This is a genomic window from Dolichospermum sp. LEGE 00246 (genome assembly GCF_015207865.1).
GTDB lineage: Bacteria > Cyanobacteriota > Cyanobacteriia > Cyanobacteriales > Nostocaceae > Dolichospermum > Dolichospermum heterosporum.
The window spans coordinates 1-3,746 of record NZ_JADEWA010000512.1 but is presented as its reverse complement, the minus strand read 5'-3'; the positions used below and the strand labels follow the sequence as shown (position 1 = coordinate 3,746).

Below are 3,746 nucleotides of genomic sequence, written 5' to 3'. Positions count from 1 at the left end.
AACCTAATCTCTTTAGAAAAAATCATCCCTAATAAATTGTTAAATCAGATACAATATATTCATTGTAGTTTAGTTTCCTGGTGGATTTTGCATTGGGGAAGTCAGCCTTTGAAATTTTCTGAAAAATCAGCAATGGTTTTTTCTCCTCATCAAGACGATGAAACCTTTGGTTGTGGAGGGATGATTGCCCGTAAAAGAGAACAAGGAATACAAGTAGGTATAACTTTTTTAACTGACGGTAGAGGTTCTCATGGCTTAGATCCACTTATGCAAAATCAAGTTATCCAGATTCGTCAACAAGAATCTTTGATGGCGTTAAATATTTTGGGAGTAACCCCTTCAGAGATTCATTTTTTAAATCACCAAGATGGCAGTTTAGCTTCTTTGAATATAGAGAAAAGGCAACAGATAATTACTGAAATTTCAGAACTACTAAATTTATATCAACCGGGAGAGGTTTATGTGCCTCACCGTAAAGACTGTCATCAAGATCATGAAGCTACTTATAATTTAGTGAAAGAGGCAATTATCCAATCGCAAATTCATACAGAAATACTTCAATACCCTATTTGGGTATTTTGGCGATCGCCATTATTTATTCTGTTGAAGTTACAAGACATTGCAGCGGCTTATCGCTTATCAGTAACATCAGTAAAAGAGAAAAAACAAAAAGCTATTGCTGCCTATTCTTCCCAGCTTGAGATGTTACCTCGGGGATTTATTAACCGATTTTTATATTCGGAAGAAATATTTTTTAAATCCGAGTAAAGTGGGGACAGGGAAAACGCATCTGAAGATTTGCTATAAATAATTACAGTGGAGAAAATTTAAATGCGGATTCTACATATTACTAATCATGTTCAAAAAATCGGTAATGGAATTGTTAATGTTGCTGTAGATTTAGCTTGTTTACAAGCAGAAAGTGGTCTGGATATTGCTGTAGCTTCTGCTGGTGGAGAATATGAAAAATTATTAGCAGATCACGGTGTTGAACATTTTTATTTAAATCAATGTCGGACACCATTAAATCTCATTAAAGCTGCTTGGCATTATCGCCAAATTATTAAAGATTTTCAACCGGATATTGTTCATGTACACATGATGACAGGAGCAATTTTAGCAGGTATTTTTCGCAAGAATCGAGAATATCATTTAGTTTCTACTGTCCATAATGAGTTTCAACATAGTGCTATTCTCATGGGATTAGCTGACCAGGTAATTACAGTTAGTAAAGCAGTAGCTAATTCAATGATTAAACGGGGTATTCCACCTCAGAAGTTACGAGTGGTTAGTAATGGGACTTTAGGAAGTCCTCGGCATAAAAAACTTGCAGATTATCAACCAGTAGAAATGCCACATCCATCTATAACTACTGTGGCTGGGATGTATACCCGCAAAGGTATTTATGAGTTAATTGAGGCATTTAAAATAGTTTCCATAGACTTTCCACAAGCACATTTATATTTGGTAGGAGATGGTCCAGACCGACTGATGTTCGAGTCTATGGTGCAAAATATAGATTTCAGCAATGCCTACGGCGGGCTGCGCCAACGCATTCATTTTGAGGGATTTCAGGCAGAACCGCAACGCTATATGTTAGGAACAGATATCTTTGTTTTGGCTTCACATTGTGAATCTTTTGGCTTAGTGCTAACGGAAGCGCGGGAAGCTGGTTGTGCAATCGTAGCCAGTGATGTAGATGGCATTCCTGAGACTTTAGATTATAGTCAGGCGGGGATTTTAGTGCCACCCAAGGATATTTCAGCCTTAGCTAATACTTTGACACAATTATTGAGCGATCGCCAACTTTTAAATCAGTGGAAATTCCGCGCCCAACAAAATCTAGAAAGATTTAGTGCAGCACGAGTGAATGAAGAAACACTAAGTGTATATCGTGAATTAATGAGAAAAGACAATATCATCAGAGTCATGGAAACCAGAGAATTAGCCAATCTTAATTAACTCCTGTTTGCTAATGTGCATCGCAATTCCTTTCTCGTAATAGGCAGCTTCATTAATAAAGATCGGATAAACAGTAGAATTTCCTTGATAGAAAATTTCTTCTCCTGTGAAAGTCATAAAAATAGGATCACCAGGATGCAAAGGTTCATAATCTTGGAACTGAAGTTGGGGATGAATCATCGCCTGAATTTCCCCTGCTTCATTTCTCGGATAATCAATCACACCAATTGATTTATAAACTGTTAGTGTGTTATTTTTTAGGAAATCTTTTCCTTGATTATAGTCTTCAAAATAATCTAAAACACTATAAATAAGTTGTTCAGTTTGTTGAAATAATTCCGCATTTAAAATTCCTTGAGGTACAGCACCAACTTCAATTGCAAAACCTAAATCACACAAAGAACGTAGAAAACCACTACCTTGAGGTTGTTCATGAATATAAACCTTCACAGAAGGATTAACTGCACTCAAAGCAGCAGCTAATTTCAGCAGAAAAGGATGCCAATTTCCCAGAATAATACATAATCCCATATTGGCAGTAGTCGTATGTACATCAATAATTGTATCTACAGATTCTTGATTTTCTGGTTGTAATATTTGTTGAATTTCTCGCGCCCTTAATTCTTCGTAACTTGAAATTTTTGAATTTGATAATTTATCTTGATTAAAGCAACGATTCAGATCCGTATCAATATATCTTGTCCGTGCAGCAATAGCTTTAGGATTACCAAGTAATGATAAAGTTTCAAAACTGCCTCGATGAATTAAATGGGGATATTGTTGAAACTTTTTCACTAAGTAAACTCCCGTTAACTCATTACCGTGATTTCCGCCGACAATCGCCACCCGATGAATTTGATTCATAAATACCCCGGTTACAAGCAAATTAGCTATGAAAGTGAACACATTCTATCAGTCCATAGCCACTTTATCAGGACTTACGCAACTGGCACATTGGTAGGGTGCGTCAGACTGCATAAATTCTGCAAATAAACAGATTATTGATATCTGACGCACCCTACAACTCAATTAAATGCACCAAAAGCAGCCTATCAAAATAAAAGCTAATTGTTCGGCTTAACCAAAGAACCGTGGGACACATGGTCTTAAAGCTCAGTTAATGTCTTCATAGAAGAGTCACGCTCGTTGCCCACACTCACCTGTTCGTGCAAGCGTGCCGCAAGGCATAAGGGAGTGTGTGGAGTATGTCACCCTTGACCGAATAGTGTTGAGTCCAGATGCCAATAGCAAGATGAAGGGAATAAGTAGTGAGACAGAATTAATTACACAATGTCATTGCGTAAGCGTTGCGTGGGGTTAGCCATATGAAACGAAGTGAAATGAAGCAATAGCGTTTGCGGAGCGTCCCGGAGGGAACTAGCGCTGCTGCAAGCAGTCCGCCAGGGTTGTGATTGCTTCCCTTCCCTCGCAATGACTGTAAATATTTTTGTCCAATTACTTATGATTAATGATGGTAAATTCTTAAATATTCTTTAAAAACGGCAGAGAGAGTATATAGTTTTTGATCATTTTCTAATTTGCTGACTAAAAATCTTCTTATTAATGATTGTAACCCGTTAATTATATCCATTGATGACAATGATAAAACCTGTTTAATCTCATCTCTAGATATAGGTTGCTCATTTTGACTAATTTTGGTTCTACCGCTCCCCTTATGGAAGAGAATATTAATTTAATTTTCGTAGGTTGGGTTGAACGAAGTGAAACCCAACATTAGCGGGAGGATAAATAAGAGGTGTTGGGTTTCGTTCCTCAACCCAACC

General features: G+C 37.2%; 3 protein-coding genes. 2 read left to right on the top strand and 1 reads right to left on the bottom strand.

What is annotated here, in order from left to right:
* Together IQ228_RS23115 and IQ228_RS23110 are read left to right on the top strand one after the other, a co-directional pair.
* Positions 1-768, top strand: a 768-nt coding sequence (locus IQ228_RS23115; protein WP_228044035.1) for a PIG-L deacetylase family protein, incomplete at its 5' end; no start/stop codon positions are given.
* A 63-nt stretch (positions 769-831) separates the two neighbouring features.
* Positions 832-1,962: a glycosyltransferase family 4 protein gene (locus tag IQ228_RS23110; RefSeq protein ID WP_027403035.1), complete on the top strand. Its 1,131-nt coding sequence runs from the start codon at positions 832-834 to the stop codon at positions 1,960-1,962.
* Here the strand turns inward: IQ228_RS23110 and IQ228_RS23105 are convergent.
* Positions 1,945-2,826: an aspartoacylase gene (locus tag IQ228_RS23105; RefSeq protein ID WP_193964564.1), complete on the bottom strand. Its 882-nt coding sequence runs from the start codon at positions 2,824-2,826 to the stop codon at positions 1,945-1,947. The genes IQ228_RS23110 and IQ228_RS23105 overlap by 18 nt on opposite strands.
* Positions 2,827-3,746: the final 920 nt, after the last annotated feature.